Source organism: Protofrankia sp. Cas3, from assembly GCF_963555955.1.
Classification (GTDB): domain Bacteria; phylum Actinomycetota; class Actinomycetes; order Frankiales; family Frankiaceae; genus Protofrankia.
On record NZ_CAUVXP010000026.1, the window covers coordinates 1 to 18099 of the forward strand.

Consider the following 18099-nt stretch of genomic DNA (forward strand, 5'->3'; position numbering starts at 1 on the left):
CCCCCTCACAAGACCAGTGCCCCCCGCAACGGGTGACCTGTGCCGACCGGACTACGGTGCCGGCCGGGCAGCCGTGTCCGACCCCGACGCCCGGCTCCACCTGCCCAGGCGGAGCCCTGCCGGACAGCGCGGGCCGCTGTCCGCAACCGTCGGTGACATGCCCTGGCGGCCTGCTCGTGCCCGCCGGACAGCGGTGCCCACAGCCGCCGACGCCCTGCCCGACGACGTCGGTACGAACCGCTTCGGGTAGGTGCACACCGACCACCCCGGGATCGACCCCCACGCCTGTCCCACGCAGCCCGGTACCCGGCGAGCTGCTGCTGGACCATCCGATTCTCTCCGCCGGGGACACGCTGATCGCCACCGGCGCGGGATGCGGGTCGGGCGCGCCGGTCGTCATCACGTCCGACGACAACAAGATCATCGGACAGACGACAGCGGACAGCCGTGGTCGCTTTTCCACCGTCGTACAGTTCGCCACCTATCGGGCCGGGCACCGCACGATCACCGCGAGTTGCGGGGCTGTCCTGCGGTCCGGTGTGGACATGGTGCTGACCAGCTCGAACGGGGGTACGTCCAACACGTTCGTGCTGCTGCTTTTCTTTCTGCTGGCGGGTTCCCTGGTCGTGCGCCGCCAGCTGGGTGACGGCAGCCGGTCTCCGATGGCACGAAAGCACGAAAGACGGGAACGGCGGCGCGGGTAAGGGATGGCGGTGGCCGTGTACCACCGCTACCCACGCCGCCGCTCCCGCATCAGCCCCGACACCGGAAGGCCGCATTGAGGGCCGACCGCGGCGCGATCATGGTTCTTTCGCGCCGCCGGCGGCCCACGTCCCCAGGGCACTCATGGGGACCGGGCACCATCGGTGTCGGTTCACCCGGCGGCCGGGACACCGTCAGCCGGCAGCCGGGGAGCTGGGAGCATAGCTCAAGGTGTTCATACGGTTTCAGAAGCCGTTCAGGCCCCCGCGGTAAGCCAGGCCCGTGTCACGGACCGGCGTGACAGCTGCCCCAGCGACTGCTCCGGCAGGCTGAAATCGTCGGAATCGGCCCGCTCGTCACAGGACACCGACGTGTTCTGGATCCTTCCCCAGATGATACTCCGACATTCATCGGTCCCCACGACGAGCGACGTCCTGGTGTGCGGGTCGAACACTTCGACGTGCCCGTCGAAGCCGGGAGCGAGAATCCTGTAGTGACTCCACAGGTGTGCCGTGTAGGTGTCGGCGAACTTTCCCAGAAGTTCTCCGTCGGCGTCCAGCACAAGTATTCTCTTACCCATCTCCACACCCTTCGACCGCGCTTCACAAATAGGGGGTGACTGGCCTGAACCAAAGCCTACGGCGCGCCCGCGATCCCGTCTATTCCCAATTTCTCTTCATTGGTGTGAATGCTATTTCGGCGACGCTGGAATGCATTCTCGCAGCGCTGGTGCCGCAACCGTTCCAGCTGTGGTTCAGCGGTTGCACCCATCATCCGTGAACGCATTGACCCCGCAACTGTCCACCTGGGATGTGGTCCGGCGGCGGTATCCCGGCGCAGACCCAACACGCCGCCGTGGGTATACCGCCGCCGGCGGGAACACGGCCACGGACCGTTCAACATCCAAAAATGTGTCCGGTCGCCGACGATATCAGGGGATCATCCGCCCCCTGGACAGCCACGCGGCGCACCGCTTTGCGGTGACCGACACCCTGTCCAGAAAAGATCCAGAAGAGGTTCCAGGAGGGACGTCAGCGCCGCAGCAGACCCCGCAACCGGGACATGGCCGGCCAGGTCGGTTCCGGGCCGTTCACCGGATAGGCCGGAAACACCCGCTCGGCGGCGTCCACCAGCACGGCGACGTCCAGCGGCCGCAGCAGGACACCAGCCGTGAGGATGTAGTCAGCGACCCCCGTCGCCGGCAGCAAGACCACATCGTCGAGCACTGCGAGCCCGTGCGGCGGCGCGGCGCGCGCGAACGCGATCACCGGCTGCACGCAGACCTGCCAACCCGCCGGCAGCTCGGCGACCAGCTGGTTGGTGACTTCTTCACCCATCCAAGCGACCAGTTCGAGCATGGGATGCAACGGCACCTTGCCCGCCCAGAGCCCGGCCCGGTTCTGCCGCAGCGGCCCGCGATGCGCGGCCGTCTCGACCACCCACGCGCCGGACGGTCCGATGACCAGATGGTCGATGTTGCCGGCGGAACCGGTAATAGAACGATCATGCAGGACGGTGTACCCGGCACGGGCGAGGCGCTCGAGCGCGCGTGCGGTATGCCGTTCGGCTTCGGCATCCTCCCGCCACGACTCGATTTCCGGTGGAGATCGAAAGAAGCGGGTTGCCGCGACAGCGAGCACGACGATGACAAAACCGAGGGCCAGCTGCAGTATCAGCAATGTGGACAGGCTCAACAGAACCCCGAACACGCTGACCACGATCGCGGCTACGCCGGCGACGACGCCGGCGGCCACCGCCGCTCGGGTTGCCCTGTCCTTACGTTCGACCACGTAGAGCTGCCGGCAACGCCGATACTCCGCCATGGCCGACCGACCGGGCCAGTGTCCCTGCGACACCCGATGTCCCTGTGACACCCGAGTCATTATCACCTTCCGGCCGACCACACCCCGACCGACCACACTCCGGCTGACCAGATCGCGGCCGAACCGGCCCGCATTGCGCACGATCCCTCACCTCCGCCGTGGGCAGGCCGGCCACCCCCCGGGCGGCCACCGCGATAGCGAGTCGGCTACGCAGCGACCACCATCCCATACAAATCACACCGGCAAAGCCACGTCCTGGATATCTCCACCGGGCTCCCACCCGAACCGCGACGCCTTTACCGACCGTCGCTCACATACCGACCGTGAGTCACCGGGGCCAGGACATACCGTGCAGGAAACACCAGGGACACAAAAGTCCGGGCCACGGCTGCCGCATCGGGGTACGACGTAACGGCACCGCACGGCACCGCACGGCACCGCACGGCACCCGCACGGCACCCGCACAGCACCCGCACAGCACCCGCACGGCACGATCCCCGCACCGACCCGCACCGACCCGCGGCCAGCGACGCTGGCCGGTCCGGACCTGGAGGGTTCATGACACGGACACAGTCAGGTAAGCCGAAAGACGATCACCGCGGCATTGATGACGAGATCCGGTCAGCGGCAGACGTCCATCGCTACGCACACCTGACCTGCCTGACAGAGCAGCCGCGGGGAACCGTCGGCGTCGAGACCGAGTGGTTCGTCGTCGACACGGAAGCGGTATACCGCCCGGTGGCACCCACCCGGACGATGGCGGCGCTCACCGCCGCCGTTCCCGAGCGCCCGTTCGATCTCCGCGACAGCCCGTCCGCCGGGGCAACTGCCGGGGCAACCGCCGGGGCAACTGGCATCCCGGGGCATTCGACCCTGCCAGGCGGAACCCGGATCACCTTCGAACCCGGTGGCCAGCTTGAGCTGTCGGCTCCGCCGCTGCCGCTGTCGGATGCGCTGGCGCGGACAGCCGCCGACCTCGCCGGGGTCCAGTCCATGCTCGCGGATGCCGGCCTCGCGCTTGTCGGGATGGGCACAGACCCGCTGCGACCGCCGCGCCGCCATCTCACCGCGTCCCGCTACGAAGCCATGGAGCGCTACTTCCGGGCCGGCGGCGGGTCGGCGGGGGTGACGATGATGTGCTCGACCGCCTCCATCCAGGTCAACCTGAACGCGGGTACCACGGACCAGTGGACCGGGCGCTTCGAGTTGGCGCATGCCCTGGGGCCCGCGCTCGTGGCGATGTTCGCCGCCTCCCCGGTGCTGGCGGGAACGGCCACCGGCTGCTGTTCGACCCGGCAGGCGGTGTGGGCGGAGATCGATCCGACCCGGACCCGGCCGGTGGCGACCGCTCGCCGGTCCGACCCGGCAACCGCCTGGGCTGACTATCTGCTGGCCGCGAGGATCATGCTGGTTCGGGATCCGCTCGGCGGGTTCGCGCAACCCCCGACCGCGGTGACGTTCGGCGAGTGGGTGGCGGGCGAGAGCCCACTGACGCGGCCACCGACAACCACGGACCTGAGTTACCACGCGACGACCGTGTTCCCACCGGTGCGCCCGCGAGGCTGGTTGGAGCTGCGCTACCTCGACGCGGTCCCGGCCGGGAACTGGCCGGTGGTGGTCGCGGTGACCACCGCGCTGCTCGACGACCCACATGCCGCTGACATCGCGGCCGATGCATGTGTGCCCGTCGCCGACGAGTGGGTCACCGCGGCGCTCGTGGGCCTGGGCGACACCGCCCTGCACCAGGCCGCCAGGACGTGCGCGGGCGCGGCCCGGGACGCGTTGGGCCGGATGGACGCCGACGCATCCCTGCTCGCGGCCGTCGACGCGTATTTTGACAACTATGTCGAGCCGGGCCGCTGCCCCGCCGACGATCTCACCGATCGCCTGGCCGAGGTCGGGCCGGAGGGCCTGCTGCGCACCGAGATCGACGCGAGCGAACGTTGTCTGAGCGTAACAGCACCGGTGCCCGCGCCGAACAGCGCAGCTGTGGTCGCGCTGTGACTGCGAGCGCAGGCGCGCAACCGGGCGACATCGCCCGGGCGCTCGCGGACAGCCGGGCGCGGAGCCTGGCCTACACCGACCTTGACGACGCCGACCTGTGCCACCAGCATTCACCGCTGATGTCACCGCTGGTCTGGGACCTCGCCCACGTCGGCAACTACGAAGAACTGTGGCTGCTGCGGGCGGCGGCGGGCAGGGCGCCACTACGGCCGGGCATCGACGAGCTCTACGACGCGTTCCGCCATCCCCGGGCGGACCGGCCCGCCCTACCCCTGCTCAGCCCGGCGCAGACCCGCAGCTACCTGGCTGAGGTCCGCGGCCATGTCCTGGACGCCCTGGACCGACTCGCCCCGGACGCACTGGACGCACTGCACACGCCGCTGCGGCCACCGGTCGGGCCGGTCGAACCAGTCGGACCGTCCGCGCTGCTGGCGGACGGCTTCGTCTACGGACTGGTGCTCCAGCACGAGCACCAGCACGACGAGACGATGCTGGCCACCCACCAGCTCCGGACGGGTCCCGCGGTCATCGGCGAGACCGGCGGGACCGGCGAGACCGGCGGGACAGGCGGGACAGACGGGACCGGCGAGGCACGCGTCCCACCGGCCGGACGGCGCCGACTGCCGACGGAGGTGCTGGTGCCGGCCGGCGAATTCACGATGGGCACCGACGGCGACACACCAGGCCACGCCTGGACCTACGACAACGAACGACCCGCGCACCGCGTGTACGTCCCGGCGTTCTTCATCGACACGCTGCCGGTGTCCAACGCGGCGCAGATGGCGTTCATCGAGGCCGGTGGCTACGACGACGAACGTCTGTGGTCGCCGTCGGGCTGGGCGTGGCGATGCGAGGCCGGACTGCGGGCCCCGCAGTTCTGGCGCCGCGAGGCGGGAAGCTGGGTACGGCGCCGTTTCGGCCGCGACGAACCTGTCCCGATGGACGAGCCCGTGCAGCACGTCTGCTGGTACGAGGCGCAGGCGCACGCCCGCTGGGCCCGGCGGCGGCTGCCCACCGAAGCCGAGTGGGAAAAGGCGTGCGCGCACGATCCCGTCACCGGGCGTTCGCGACGTTTTCCCTGGGGGGACAGCGATCCGACGCCGGAGCGGGCGAACCTTGACCATGTCACGTCCCGTCCGGGCGTACGTGGGGCGTACCCAGCCGGAGCCAGTGCGTACGGCGTCGAACAGATGATCGGTGACGTGTGGGAGTGGACAGCCAGCGACTTCTCGGGTTATCCGGGTTTCCACGCATTCCCGTACCGCGAGTACAGCGAGGTGTTCTTCCCCGGTACGTCCCCGAGCGTCTACAAGGTGCTGCGCGGCGGGTCCTGGGCCACGCACCACAGCGCCGTCCGGTCGACCTTCCGCAACTGGGATCATCCGATTCGCCGTCAGATCTTTGCCGGCTTCCGGCTCGCGCGCGACGCCGAGATGGGAGGCTGAGGCTGGTGTGTCGCCACCTGGCTTGGCTCGGGACGCCGCGGACGCTCACCGCGCTCCTACATGATCCGCCACACAGTCTGCTGCGCCAGGCGTGGATGCCACGACGGATGCTGCACGGCCGGATCAACGCGGACGGCTTCGGTGTCGGCTGGTACGTCCCCGCGCTGCGGACCGAGCCGGCTCGCTACCGGCGGGCTGTCCCGATCTGGACGGATTCCTCGTTCGCCTCACTCGCCGGCGCGGTCCAGTCCGGTTGCGTGCTGGGAGCGGTACGCAACGCCACTGTCGGCATGCCGATCGAGGAGACAGCGACCGCACCTTACGCGCACGGTCGGTACCTGCTCAGCCACAACGGGCGGGTGGACGTCGACGTGGTGATGCGCATGCTCGATTGGCAGCGGGGCGCCCCGGTGCCCGACTCGCGCTGCGACTCCGCCCTGTTGGCCGCCGTGGTCTGGCAGCGGGTGAGCGCGGGCGCGAGTCTCGCCGACGCCGTCGCGGACGTGGTCGTCGCCGCGGGTCGGGCCGACGGTGCCGCCCGACTCAACCTGCTGGCAACCGACGGCCGCCAGATCGTCGCCACGACCTGGGGTGAAACCCTCTCATACCGGGTATCGACAGATGGTGACGCCATCGGAGTGCACGTGGCCAGCGAGCCCAGCGATGACTCGGACGGATGGATTGACCTTGATGATCAAAAATTGCTGACCACCGACACACGTGATGTAACCATTAGTAGTTTGATCTAGAATTCGGTTACTCTCGGTCGCAGAAGCGCTCCCGGAGGTTGCAACCATGACAGCGTCCAGTACCGATCTCACCGATGTGGGCTCCGCGGTCGACGACGATTCCCGGGTCGGTCCCGGCACCGGTATCAGGACCGCCCCGGGAATCGTCGTCGACCGGCACCTGAGCGCAGCCGACCGCGCCGCGGCACTCGCGACCGACGTCAGGGCGGGGCTCACGGCGGATCCGAAGGAACTGCCACCCAAGTGGTTCTACGACGCCACGGGAAGCATGCTCTTCGACGCCATCACCCGATTGCCCGAGTACTACCCGACCCGGACCGAACGGGCCATTCTGACCAGCTGCGTCCATGAGATCGCCGCGATGTCGCGAGCGGACACCCTCATCGAGCTCGGCTCCGGAACGTCGGCAAAGACCCGCCTGCTGCTCGACGCGCTGCGCAACAGCGGCCACCTGCGCAGGTTCGTGCCCTTCGACGTGGACGAGACCGTGCTCTCCCGCGCGGCCACCGCCATCCGCGGCGAGTACCCCGGGGTGACCATCCACGCGCTCGTGGGTGACTTCGAGTGCCACCTCGACCTGCTGCCCGGCGCCGACCTGCTGCCCGGCGCCAGCCGTCGCCTGGTCGCCTTTCTCGGCGGGACCATCGGCAACCTCGCCCCGACCCGACGACACGAGTTCCTGACCAGCCTGCGCGCCCAGCTCAACGAAGGCGACGCGCTGCTTCTCGGCACCGACCTGGTCAAGGATCCCGACCGGCTGGTCGCCGCCTATGACGACAGCGCCGGTGTCACGGCGGCGTTCAACCGCAATGTCCTGTCGGTCATCAACCACGAGCTCGGCGCGGACTTCGACCCGCGCGGGTTCGCGCATGTGGCCTGTTGGGATGCGGAGAACTCCTGGATCGAGATGCGGCTGCGGTCCGTGCGTGCCCAGCAGGTGCGGATAAGCGCGCTCGACCTGTCGGTGTCCTTCACCGAGAACGAACAGATGCGTACCGAGATCAGCGCCAAGTTCACCAGGGACAGGCTCGCCACCGAGTTCGCGGCCGCAGGTCTGGCCATGGTCCGCTGGTGGACCGACCCGGCCGACGACTTCGCGCTCTCCCTCTGCGTCCCGGCCTGACCGGCCGGCCCCGGTTCCCTATGGAGCGACCAGCGAGACGTCGCGAACCGCGCCGGTCGATGCGGAGGTCGCCATCGCCGCGTAGGCCCGCAACGCGGCCGACACCGGACGCGCTCGGTCCGCCGGCCGGAAGCCGCCGGACGCGGCCAGCGCGGCTTTGCGCGCGGCCAGCTCGGCCGCGTCCACCATCAGGTCCAGTCGGCGGGACGGAATGTCGATCTCGATGATGTCGCCGTCCCGAACCAGCGCGATCGCGCCGCCGTGCGCGGCCTCGGGTGAGACGTGCCCGATGGACAGACCCGCGGACCCGCCGGAGAACCGCCCGTCGGTGACCAGCGCGCACTGTGGCCCGAGACCACGCGCCTTCAGGAACGCGGTCGGGTACAGCATCTCCTGCATGCCCGGACCGCCCCGTGGGCCCTCGTAGCGGATGACCAGCACATCACCGGGGTGGACCCGGCCGGACAGGATCGCGTCCACCGCGTCGTCCTGACTTTCCAGTACCAGCGCGGGGCCGCGGAAGGTCAGCCGCCCGGCCTCCACTCCGGCGGTCTTGAGCACGGCACCGTCCGGGGCGAGCGTTCCGCGCAGCACCGCGAGGCCACCGTCCGCCGAGTAGGCGTGGGCGACGTCGCGGATGCAGCCCGATGCGGCATCGGTGTCCAGTGACTCCCACCGGTTGACCGAGGAGAAGGCCTCGATCGTGCGCACTCCGCCCGGTGCCGCGTGGAAGAGTTCCACCGCCTCGCCGGCCGGGTCCGACCGGCGGACATCCCAGAGCGACAGGAACTCCGCCAGGCTTGCCGAGTGGACGGTGTGGACGTCGCGGTGCAGCAGTCCGGCCCGGTCGAGCTCCCCGAGGATGGCCGGGATGCCGCCGGCCCGGTGGACGTCCTCCATGTGGTACTCGGAGCTCGGCGCCACCTTGCACAGACACGGCACCGTCCGGGAGATCTCGTCGATGTCGTCGAGGGTGATGTCGACGCCGGCCTCGACCGCGGCGGCCAGCAGATGCAGGACGGTGTTGGTCGAACCGCCCATGGCCACGTCCACGGCGAAGGCGTTGGCGAACGCCGCCCGGGTCGCGATCGACCGCGGCAGCACGGCGTCGTCGTCCTTGTCGTACCAGCGCTTCGCGAGGTCCACAACGGTCCGTCCGGCCTGGACGAACAGGTCGCGGCGAGCGGCGGAGGTGGCCAGGGTGGACCCGTTGCCGGGCAGCGCGAGCCCGAGCGCCTCGGTCAGGCAGTTCATCGAGTTGGCGGTGAACATGCCCGAGCACGACCCGCAGGTCGGGCAGGCCGAGCGTTCCACCGCGTCCAGTTCGGCGTCATCGACCGTGGTGTCCACCGATGCGGCGATGGCGGAGATGAGGTCCAGACCGGACCGGACGACGCCACCGGACACGACAGCCTGACCGGACTCCATCGCGCCGCCGGACACGAACACGGTGGGGATGTTCAGCCGCAGCGCCGCCAGCAGCATCCCTGGCGTGATCTTGTCGCAGTTCGAGATGCAGACGAGCGCATCCGCGCAGTGCGCGTTGACCATGTACTCGACACTGTCCGCGATGATCTCGCGGGACGGCAGCGAGTAGAGCATTCCGCCGTGACCCATGGCGATGCCGTCATCCACCGCGATCGTGTGGAACTCCCGCCCCACGCCGCCGGCCTCCGCGATCGCGTCCGACACGATGCGGCCGAGGTCGCGCAGGTGCACATGACCGGGGACGAACTCGGTGAAGCTGTTGGCGATGGCCACGATCGGCTTGCCGAAGTCGCTGTCCGTCATGCCGGTGGCACGCCACAGGGCTCGGGCGCCGGCCATGTTACGACCGTGGGTGGTGGTGCGGGAACGCAGAGCAGGCATCGGGCAGTCCTCGTGGCAATCGATCGACGCGGACGTGGACCGCGCCTGGGTCGGGCACGCTCACAGAGACCTGCCCGTTCACGCCCAGCGTAACGCCCGCCCGAACAGTGTCCGCGCATCAGTACCTGCCGCCAGTACCGGCTCTGCCAGGGCCGGCTCTGCCAGGGCCGGCCGCCGCGGGTGTCCCTACCGAGCGCCGCGACGGCGCAGCCACTCCCGCCGGACCAGCCACACGACGGCGAAGGATGCGGCAGTGCCCAGGAGCGGGAGCACTTCATGGCTGCGTGCGCCCGCCACGAAGTGGACCTGACCGTCGGGCTCCACGGCCCGGGTACTCGTCTGCGTCCCCACCACGAGCAGGAACAGAGCCAGGACGGCGATGATCGCGTAGCCGGTGCGGAACAAAGCGTAGACGCCGACCCGGCGGCGGGGCAGGGCCCCGCGGGACAGGACGGCGGGGACCATCCACCCCAGGAAACCGAAGAAGGTGGCGAACAGCGGCGCGAAGAAGAAGTAGTTGACGAAGGTGCTCACGGCAGGTCGGTCACGTGCTCCACAGTGGGCGGTTGGGCGAAGAAAGGGCCCAGCGCCGCACGCCAGCGGACGAAGCGGTCGGACTCCCGGAAGGTCACCAGGTGCGCGTCGAGGTTCTCCCACTCGACCAGCAGGACGAACCGCGACGGCGACTCCACCCCGCGGGTTATCCGCACCGATCGGCAACCGGGGCAGGATGTGATCTCACCGACAGCCGAGCGGTAGGCATCGGTGAATTTTTCCTCCTCGCCGGGCGTGACGTCGATCTGCGCGATCTCCAGCACGGGCAGGCCGCGCGAGCCGTCAGCGGGGGCGGGGGCAGTCATGAGCGCAAGTCTGGCACGCCCGGTCGACAACCACCGCCATGCCCACCAACTCCGGATACGGGCCAACAAAGATCGCCCGGAAACCGTACCGGTGTCCTGTGGTGCCTACCAGGACCGGCTCCCGGGCGATCTGAGATCTTGCTGCTCGTGCGCCGTTGCCGGTGCGGCCGTTGCCGGCCGCACCGGGTGGCTACTGGTCGGTCTCGGCCGGTCCGCGGTGCCCTGCGCCTTCCCCGCTTCTCAGGTTCCCGCGAGTCGCACTCGATGCGCCCCAGCCACCTCGGAAGAACAGCAGGCCCGTAACCGCGATGTCAGGTGGGACCGGACTTTGCGTCGCATTGAACATCTCGGGGGCTCCCTGCGCGATCGCCGCCAGACCCGCGAAGATGATCGTTGCCATCACCAACCCGCCTGCGATCAACGGACGCCCGCCCACGAGCGCGATGAGGGCCACCACGAAGCCGAGTATCACCAGCGTCCGGGACGGCGGAAGGGTGATCCGCTGCTCGACGTCGGCCACCACCGCCGCCGCGAGAATCAGATTGCTCTTCATCACGCCTCCGTTCGCGACGCGACGCGGACGCCGACAGCGACCCGCTCGGCGGACACCAGGCGGTTACCTGCCTGGAACCCCGCCAGGTAACAGCGAAGGTCTATTGTCAGAACTGGTCCGTTCTCCAACCGGCGCCAACCGGGGTACGGGTCATGCAGTATCAGTTTGGTGGGAGGGTGTTGCCGCACCCTCCCACCGATGACGTCGGGCGGACCCGACATCATCGCTGCTGGTTCCATTATTGGCCTTCCTTTCCGTCTCCTGCTCCCGCAGGTCCGCCGCCGGGTCCTGCCTCCATGCCGGGATGCGCCGCGTGGCGCGTGGCGCGTCGTACCGACGCCAGAGTCAACGAAGAGCGGTCCATCCTGGCCTGGTTGCCATCAGATGAATCCGCCCGCACGAACGCCTCGAACACCCGCGCCTCAAAACAGGCTCTCAGACGCGCAAGGTGTGCTGCCGCCGACCGGTGGCCCTCTCGGACGTACGCCGGCCATGGGACTTCGCCGGCGTACGCAGACCGGCGACCGACCGCGTCGACAGCTGGAATCTGGAGCCGGCAACATCTCGATCATGGCGCCTCTCCTTGAGGAGGGACCGCCCCGCTGCGGCGAGATGACTCCACTATGCAGACCAGAAGGTCACAACGCAAGAACCATTCCGCAAAGATTGGACTATTCCGAATCTATGAACGAACCGGCACGCATCGGTCAGAGCCCGGAGTGATCGTGGAAATTTACCCCCCGGGCACAGTCAGAGTGCCGGTGAGCTGGTTGAATACGGGTCGGCCCCCACGAGGGGCAAGCCATCCGTCGACGCTCCGATCGGCCGGCTCACCCGCACGGCTGACAGCGCGACATGCATAGACGACCCGCTAGATACCGGGTCGTCCTGTCATGTTCATCCCCGACAAGGAGTCGCCGTGACGACCAGCGCACCAGGTACCGTCCTCGCTACGTCTTGCGACTATGCGGGTAGTTGCCCGACTGTGTACCAGGACGGCTCCGACACCGTCGTGGTGCAGGGCTACGTGGTCGACTCCGCCCACGCGGTGGCGGCGGGCGAATCGATGGTCCGTATCCCGGCGGACCTGCTCCGCCAGGCCGCACAGGCGTTGCGGCCCTGACCTACCGGCCACAGGCGCTGCGGTGGTGCGAACGTCATCCGTGATCGCACCGCCGACCTCCCAGATCCGACTCGGAAGGGTGGCTGGCATGAGGAACCTCCCGGACGACGCATCAAGGCGAGCGGACGGGCTGGACCTCGGTGCCGAACTCGCGAGCCTGCGGCACCGGCACCGGCTCAGCGGCCAGGAACTCGCCAGCCGGGCGGGGATGAGCCAGTCCAAAATCTCACGGATAGAAACCGGCACGATCGCACCCGGCCCTGACGACATCGAAGCCATCGTGCGGGCTCTCGGCGAGCCCGACGACGTGGTGCTGCAGTTCCGGCAGGCCGCCGAGCGCATCGGGTCGGGAGCAGCCCCCATCATCGACCCCAGGCCATACATAGGCCGATTTCAGCCCGAGTACCTCGAGCATGAGGCCGCCGCGCTGGTTGTTCGCTTCTTCCAGCCGGCTCTCATTCCCGGTCTGCTCCAGACGAGCGAATACGCCCAGGCAATCATCGTGCGTTTCTGCGAACTGTTCGATATCGACTACCTCGTCGATGGAGCGGATGCGGTCGCCCTACGGATGGAACGACAGAAGATACTGTACGACGAAAAGCGAACTTTCCACTTCGTTCTGTTGGAGTCGGTACTGAGTTATCCGGTGGCGGCACCCGCGGCCATGATTGCTCAAATTGATCGCATCAGGGCGCTCGCGACCAACCGACCGAATATTACCATCGCCTTCATCCCCGATGGGACCGAGCTTGTCGTGCCGCCGTCGGGCAGCATGGAGATATTCGACGAGAACCGCGTGCTGTCCGAGACACCGATGACAATAGTGTCGCACCAGGATCCTGACGAAGTCCAGATCTTACTCCGGATCTTCGCCGAGTTCGCGAGCAAGGCAACCACGGAAATCGACCCGATCCTCGACCGGCATCGCCGGGCCTACATCGAAAAAATCGTCTCCGAGCAACGCTGACACCGGTCGACAACCACCGAATCCCTGTGCCGGACGATGTACTCGGCAATCCGGCCCCGCTGGAAGGGCTGACCGAGGGGCTCCTGTGGGCGGCGGCTGCGTGCTGGGGTCATGGAGTCACGCGCAGGGCTGTGAGAAAGCCACCGTGGGTCGCGTCGGGAATCGGCCTGCAATAGTAAGCGGCGAGTGCGGCGAGTTCGTGGAACTGGGGTTGCCAGCTGTGGCCGCTGAGCCAGCCGGGGGCGTCGGCCCCGAGTCCGCCTTTCCACAGCGCCGTGTACTGCTGCATGGTCGGCATCTGGCGTGTGGTGGCGGTCAGGCTGGCGGCGGCGGTCAGGCTGGCGGCGGCCATGGGGGTGTGCTCGAACGAGAGCTGGCTGCCCGGTGCGGACAGGTCGCTGACGTTGGTGAGCAGTCGTCCCGCTTCGTCGGCGGTGAGGTAAAGGAGCAGCCCTTCGGCCAGCCACGCCGTCGGGCTGGTGGCGTCGAAGCTCGCCTCGGTCAGCGTCGCCGTCCAGTCCTCCCGCAGGTCAGCCGGCACGGTGACCCGCTCGCAGCGTGACACAGCGCTGGAAGCGGCCAGCACCGTGTCTTTGAAGGCCAGCACGTCGGGAAGGTCGAGCTCGAACACGCGGGTGCGCGGCGGCCAGGCAAGCCGCAAGGCCCGGGTGTCCAGGCCCGCGGCCAGCAGCACCACCTGCCGACATCCGGCCGCGGTGGCGGCTGTCAGGTAGTCGTCGAAGAACCGCGTACGGATGACGCCGTGGAGGTGGAACACCGCTCCCAGGGATGCCAGCGGCCCGAGCGCAGCCACCTGCCTCTCGGTCTTCGGCTCGTCGGGAAACGCCCCTGGTGCGGCGTCCACGAACGCCTGCGCATACGGGTCGTCAAACAGCCGGTCGTCCCGCCGGCTCTCGCGGGCGCGGATCATCGCTACTCCGAGCGCGGTCTTCCCCACGCCCCGCAGCGGTCCGCGCGGCTGCAACGGTCACATCCCTTCCCGGTTCGCGGTGCCTGAGCGGCCGACGACGAACCGCGGTCAGCTGGCCATGTCGACGAAACGGGAGTAATGGCCCTGGAAGGCGACGGTGACGGTGCCGGTCGGGCCGTTACGGTGCTTGGCGACGATCAGGTCGGCCTCGCCGGCGCGAGCTGACTCCTTCTCCACCGCATCCTCCCGGTACAGCAGGATCACCGCGTCCGCATCCTGCTCGAGCGATCCTGATTCGCGAAGGTCGGAGATCTGTGGGCGCTTGTCCGCACGCTGTTCCGAGGCACGGTTCAGCTGGGAGATCGCCACCACCGGGACATCCAGCTCCTTGGCGAGCAGTTTCAGTGAACGCGATATCTCGCTGACCTCCTGCTGGCGGCTTTCCGTCCGCTTTGGCGACGACATGAGCTGCAGATAGTCGAGAACAATCATCCGGAGGTCGTTGCGCTGTTTGAGCCGCCGGGCCTTCGCCCGAATCTCCATCATGGTCAGGTGCGGGCTGTCGTCAATGAACAGGGGAGCGTCCGCGACCTCGCCCATCCGGCGGGCAAGACGGGCCCAGTCGTCGTCGGTGAGCCGCCCGGTACGGATGCTCTGCAGGGACACCCGGGCCTCCGCCGACAACAGCCGCATGGTGATCTCCATGCGGCTCATCTCCAGCGAGAAGATCACCGATGTCATCCCGTTACGGATGGACGCAGCCCGAGCAAGATCCAAACCGAGCGTGCTTTTGCCGACAGCGGGCCGAGCCGCAATGATCCACAACTGGCCACCGTGCAGCCCGTTGGTCAGCTCGTCCAGATCATTGAAGCCGGTGGGGACCCCGGTCAGTGACCCGTTGTGCCCCTGGATGGCTTCGATCTCCTCCAGGGCGGGGTTGAGCAACTCGCCGAGCGGGGTGTAGTCCTCACTTGAGCGACGTTCGGTGACCTCGTAGACGGCCGCCTGGGCGCGGTCGACGACCTCGTCCACGTCCTGCGCGGGGCCGAAGGCGAGCTGGACGATGCGGGTACCGGCCTCGGCCAGGCGGCGCAGGACGGCCTTCTCCGCCACGATGCGGGCGTAGTAGCCGGCATTCGCCGCCGTCGGCACGCTTGAGATGAGGGTGTGCAGGTACGCCGGCCCACCCACCCGTTCGAGCAGCTCCCGTCTGGCGAGCTCGGCGGCGACACTGATGACGTCAGCCGGTTCCCCACGGCCGTACAGGTCGCCGATGACGCCGTAGACGGTGGCGTGCGCGGGACGGTAGAAATCGCCCGCGGCGAGTACCTCCACCACGTCGGCAATCGCATCCTTGGACAGCAGCATGCCGCCCAGCGCGCTCTGTTCAGCTGCAAGATCATGTGGTGGAGTGCGGTCGAACTCGACCGACCCGCCCGAACCACCCCGGGCGCGGTCAATGTCGGTCAGTGTCATGACCACCCCCCATAGCGCCTCTTGTCGTGACCGCTTCTCGTGACCGCAGCTTCGACACACATCTAACTATCGAACATATGTTCGACCACCAGAGTGGCTTTGTCAATGTCCGACCGGGCACCCCCCACCGACAGCCGACCCTAAGAGCGCCCGCCACCAGCGGCGCCGACTGTACGGGGGAGCGGCCCGAAGCCCCAAAGAGTTATCCACAGAACCTGTGGATAACAACTGTGGATAAGACCGAACGTCCTGGGGAAAGCATCAGGACAAGTCCCTCGAAGCTGTGGATAACCGATCGGAAAATAGATCGTCCAGGCTGATGTCGCGGTCTGGCAGGCGCCGGCGTCATCCACCGCCTGTGGACGAAAGAAATCCGTGGATCCGATCACCGCTGCCCCCGGACGGCCGGCGACTCACGCTGTGCATGGATCCGACTGCGGACAGAAATACGAAAAGTGACCGCGATGTGGCATCGACCGGCCGGTCCATCGGCCGGTCGGCAACACCGCGGTCACTCATACCGCCCTACAGTCCCGTACCGCCATGCAGTCCCGTACCGCCATGCAGGCCGGACCTTCTCAGGTGGAACCACTCCGGCGGACGTTCTCAGGCGGAGACCACGTCCAGACTGACGGTCGCGACGACGTCCGTGTGCAGGTGCACCGAGACCGTGTGGGCACCCAGTGACTTGATCGGCTTCGGCAGTTCCACCCGCCTGCGGTCCAGATCGGGACCGCCGGCCGCCGCCACCGCTGCCACCACGTCCGCCGCTGTCACGGAGCCGAACAGTCGGCCTTCCTTACCCGCCCGGCTCACCAGCTGGACGGACAGGTTGGAAAGCTGGCCGGCGATCTCCTTTGCATGCCCGAGGTCCCGAACCGCCCGAGCCGACCGGGCCCGGCGGATCTGGGCGATCTGCTTCTCGGCACCCCGGGTCGCCACGATCGCGTACCGACGCGGGATGAGGTAGTTGCGGCCGTACCCACCGGCGACCTCGACCGTGTCACCGGGGCTGCCGAGGCCGGGTACCTCCTGAGTGAGGATCAGCTTCATCGCCAGCCTCCTCAGCGAGCCGTCGAAGTGTAAGGCAGCAGCGCCATCTCGCGACTGTTCTTCACCGCGATCGCCACATCACGCTGATGCTGACTGCAGTTTCCGGTAACCCGCCGGGCGCGGATTTTACCGCGATCGGAGATGAACTTCCGCAGCAGCGAGGTGTCCTTGTAGTCGATGTAGTCGCTCTTGTCCTTGCAGAACGCGCAAACCTTCTTCTTCGGTTTGCGCACGGCCGCCTTGGCCATCGTGCACTCCTATATGTCTGTGGGTTCGACCGCAGGCCCGTTCCATTCGCGCATCCGCAGGCCACACGGGCCACTAGTGGTCCGCTAGCGGACCACTAGAACGGGGGTTCCTCGGAGTAGGCGCCGGCCGGCGCGGACCACGGGTCCTCGACTGCACCGCCGCCGTATCCCGATCCGCCGCCGGCGGGCGCCGGGGCACCGTAGCCGCCAGCCCCGCCGCCAGCCCCGCCGGTAGGACCGCCGGGCGCAGCCCCGGCACTCGGTCCGCCATAACCGCCACCGCCGGCACCACGAGCCGCCTTGACGACCTTCGCCGTGGCGTACTTCAGTGAAGGGCCGATCTCCTCGACGTCCAGCTCGACCGAGATGCGCTCGTTACCCTCACGGTCGGTCCACTTCCGCTGCTTGAGCCGACCCTGGACGATGACCCGGGCGCCCTTCTGCAGCGATTCGGCAACGTGCTCCGCAGCCTGCCGCCAGATGGAACAACGCAGGAACAGCGCGTCCCCGTCCTTCCACTCGTTGGTGGTCCGGTCGAGGGTCCGCGGCGTCGAGGCCACGGTGAAGCTGGCCACCGCGGCACCGTTGGGGGTGAACCGAAGCTCGGGGTCGTTCGTCAGGTTTCCGACCACCGTGATGACTGTTTCGCCGGCCATGAAGCCGCTCCCTTCAGGCCGCGATCTTGCGTCGGGGCTTCTTCTTCTCGGGAAGCCGGATCACCTTGGTGCGGATCACCGATTCATTGAGGACGAGCTGGCGGTCGAGTTCGGCGACCACATCCGGCTCGGAGTGCAGGTCGATGACGGCATAGATGCCCTCGACGCTCTTACGGATCTCGTAGGCGAGCCGGCGGCGGCCCCAGACTTCGACCTTCTCGACAACGCCGCCGCTGGCGCGGACACCGGTCAGATACTGGTCGAGGGAGGGCGCGACCGTACGCTCTTCAAGATCCGGTTCGAGGATGACCATCAGTTCGTAATGCCGTGGCAAGGGTGAACCCACCTCCTGTGGACTCGGGCGGCCACGGAGGGTTCCGTGGCAGGAGGGACAGTGCCGCGTGTCAGAACGCCCGCACGTGCAACGCGCGCGGGCCAACGAACGGCAACCTGGCAAACACTACTCGATCCACGTCGACCAGCTCGCACCCGCACCGGTGGCCGACACCGGGCGCTC

Annotated in this window: 19 protein-coding genes; 7 read left to right on the forward strand and 12 right to left on the reverse strand. The window is 68.1% G+C overall.

Features of this window, described 5'->3' with window-relative positions:
• The coding region (locus tag U9983_RS07510; protein ID WP_322753328.1) for a hypothetical protein at positions 1-704 on the forward strand (704 nt) is incomplete at its 5' end.
• A 254-nt stretch (positions 705-958) separates the two neighbouring features.
• Here U9983_RS07510 and U9983_RS07515 read toward each other — a convergent pair.
• Entirely contained in the window at positions 959-1282 is a 324-nt protein-coding gene (locus U9983_RS07515; protein ID WP_322750412.1) for a hypothetical protein, read from the reverse strand.
• Positions 1283-1733: 451 nt separating this feature from the next.
• Positions 1734-2525, reverse strand: coding sequence for a nuclease-related domain-containing protein (locus U9983_RS07520; protein WP_322753361.1), 792 nt, complete (start codon positions 2523-2525; stop codon positions 1734-1736).
• Between the two features lie 558 nt (positions 2526-3083).
• Here U9983_RS07520 and egtA point away from each other — a divergent pair.
• From egtA to egtD, 4 genes are read left to right on the forward strand one after another with little or no spacing between them, the layout of a single operon-like run.
• Entirely contained in the window at positions 3084-4529 is a 1446-nt protein-coding gene (egtA, locus tag U9983_RS07525; protein ID WP_322753329.1) for an ergothioneine biosynthesis glutamate--cysteine ligase EgtA, read from the forward strand.
• The gene (gene egtB, locus U9983_RS07530) at positions 4526-5974 is read left to right on the forward strand and encodes an ergothioneine biosynthesis protein EgtB (protein ID WP_322753330.1); all 1449 of its coding nucleotides are present in this window, start codon (positions 4526-4528) and stop codon (positions 5972-5974) included. The genes egtA and egtB overlap by 4 nt, the downstream gene beginning before the upstream one ends.
• Before the next feature lie 5 nt (positions 5975-5979).
• On the forward strand, positions 5980-6723 hold the full coding sequence (egtC, locus tag U9983_RS07535) for an ergothioneine biosynthesis protein EgtC (RefSeq protein ID WP_322753331.1): 744 nt from the start codon (positions 5980-5982) through the stop codon (positions 6721-6723).
• A 46-nt stretch (positions 6724-6769) separates the two neighbouring features.
• Positions 6770-7846: an L-histidine N(alpha)-methyltransferase gene (egtD, locus tag U9983_RS07540; RefSeq protein WP_322753332.1), complete on the forward strand. Its 1077-nt coding sequence runs from the start codon at positions 6770-6772 to the stop codon at positions 7844-7846.
• Positions 7847-7864: 18 nt separating this feature from the next.
• Here the strand turns inward: egtD and ilvD are convergent, their stop codons facing one another.
• The 4 genes from ilvD to U9983_RS07560 all read right to left on the reverse strand — a co-directional run bounded on the left by ilvD (position 7865) and on the right by U9983_RS07560 (position 11128).
• On the reverse strand, positions 7865-9715 hold the full coding sequence (gene ilvD / locus U9983_RS07545; RefSeq protein ID WP_322753333.1) for a dihydroxy-acid dehydratase: 1851 nt from the start codon (positions 9713-9715) through the stop codon (positions 7865-7867).
• Positions 9716-9901: 186 nt separating this feature from the next.
• Positions 9902-10249, reverse strand: coding sequence for a hypothetical protein (locus U9983_RS07550; RefSeq protein ID WP_322753334.1), 348 nt, complete (start codon positions 10247-10249; stop codon positions 9902-9904).
• Positions 10246-10575 carry an antibiotic biosynthesis monooxygenase family protein gene (locus tag U9983_RS07555; protein WP_322753335.1) on the reverse strand — a complete coding sequence of 110 codons (330 nt, stop codon included), beginning with the start codon at positions 10573-10575 and terminating at the stop codon, positions 10246-10248. Before U9983_RS07555 ends, U9983_RS07550 begins: the two co-directional genes overlap by 4 nt.
• A gap of 190 nt (positions 10576-10765) precedes the next feature.
• The gene (locus U9983_RS07560) at positions 10766-11128 is read right to left on the reverse strand and encodes a hypothetical protein (RefSeq protein ID WP_322753336.1); all 363 of its coding nucleotides are present in this window, start codon (positions 11126-11128) and stop codon (positions 10766-10768) included.
• Positions 11129-12047: 919 nt separating this feature from the next.
• On the opposite strand from U9983_RS07560, the gene U9983_RS07565 reads away from it, so the two are divergent.
• Together U9983_RS07565 and U9983_RS07570 are read left to right on the forward strand one after the other, a co-directional pair.
• On the forward strand, positions 12048-12251 hold the full coding sequence (locus tag U9983_RS07565) for a hypothetical protein (protein WP_322753337.1): 204 nt from the start codon (positions 12048-12050) through the stop codon (positions 12249-12251).
• A gap of 88 nt (positions 12252-12339) precedes the next feature.
• Positions 12340-13218 carry a helix-turn-helix transcriptional regulator gene (locus U9983_RS07570; protein WP_322753338.1) on the forward strand — a complete coding sequence of 293 codons (879 nt, stop codon included), beginning with the start codon at positions 12340-12342 and terminating at the stop codon, positions 13216-13218.
• A gap of 109 nt (positions 13219-13327) precedes the next feature.
• Here the strand turns inward: U9983_RS07570 and U9983_RS07575 are convergent, their stop codons facing one another.
• From U9983_RS07575 to rpsF, 6 genes are all read right to left on the reverse strand, one after another.
• On the reverse strand, positions 13328-14203 hold the full coding sequence (locus tag U9983_RS07575; RefSeq protein WP_322753339.1) for an SAM-dependent methyltransferase: 876 nt from the start codon (positions 14201-14203) through the stop codon (positions 13328-13330).
• Between the two features lie 54 nt (positions 14204-14257).
• Complete coding sequence (gene dnaB, locus U9983_RS07580) at positions 14258-15625, reverse strand: replicative DNA helicase (RefSeq protein WP_322753340.1); 1368 nt, start codon at positions 15623-15625, stop codon at positions 14258-14260.
• Positions 15626-16231: 606 nt separating this feature from the next.
• Positions 16232-16678, reverse strand: a complete 447-nt coding sequence (rplI, locus tag U9983_RS07585; RefSeq protein ID WP_322751388.1) for a 50S ribosomal protein L9 — start codon at positions 16676-16678, stop codon at positions 16232-16234.
• Positions 16679-16689: 11 nt separating this feature from the next.
• Positions 16690-16926 carry a 30S ribosomal protein S18 gene (gene rpsR, locus U9983_RS07590; RefSeq protein ID WP_131749434.1) on the reverse strand — a complete coding sequence of 79 codons (237 nt, stop codon included), beginning with the start codon at positions 16924-16926 and terminating at the stop codon, positions 16690-16692.
• 95 nt (positions 16927-17021) lie between these two features.
• On the reverse strand, positions 17022-17582 hold the full coding sequence (locus U9983_RS07595) for a single-stranded DNA-binding protein (RefSeq protein ID WP_322753341.1): 561 nt from the start codon (positions 17580-17582) through the stop codon (positions 17022-17024).
• A gap of 13 nt (positions 17583-17595) precedes the next feature.
• Positions 17596-17916, reverse strand: coding sequence for a 30S ribosomal protein S6 (rpsF, locus tag U9983_RS07600; RefSeq protein ID WP_322751390.1), 321 nt, complete (start codon positions 17914-17916; stop codon positions 17596-17598).
• Positions 17917-18099: the final 183 nt, after the last annotated feature.